This is a genomic window from Neisseria sp. P0021.S007 (genome assembly GCF_051956855.1).
The window spans coordinates 1-472 of sequence record NZ_JBQCXA010001495.1 but is presented as its reverse complement, the minus strand read 5'-3'; the positions used below and the strand labels follow the sequence as shown (position 1 = coordinate 472).

Here is a 472-nt window from a genome sequence, read left to right as displayed (position 1 = left end):
CAAGAAACCATTCAATATCTCTTGAACGGTTCCCTACCCGTCATCCCTGCCCAATAAACGTATCAACACTCAAAAGGCCGTCTGAAAAACATTCAACCCTGTTTTCAGACGGCCTTTTTGTCCCAATCCATCTAAAAAATGCTAAGATTATCGCCTGAATTTATCCAGCAGAAACATCATGAATCCATTATTGAACCACCTCAAACCCTATCCTTTTGCCCGCTTGCGTGAAGCCATGCAAGGCATTGACGCACCCGCAGGCGTAACCCCCATCCATCTGCAAATCGGCGAGCCGAAACACCCGACGCCCAAAGTCATCACCGATGCACTGACCGCCTCCCTGCACGAATTGGAAAAATATCCGCTGACCGCAGGCCTGCCCGAACTGCGCCAAGCCTGCGCCGAATGGGTTGCCCGCCGTTATGATGGTTTAAGCCTCAATCCCGACAATGAAATCCTGCCCGTATTGGGC

At 50.8% G+C, this 472-nt stretch carries 1 protein-coding gene; it reads left to right on the top strand.

Annotation, left to right across the window (positions count from 1 at the left end):
• Positions 1-178: 178 nt before the first annotated feature.
• The coding region (locus ACTHUR_RS19900) for an aminotransferase class I/II-fold pyridoxal phosphate-dependent enzyme (RefSeq protein ID WP_440400521.1) at positions 179-472 on the top strand (294 nt) is incomplete at its 3' end.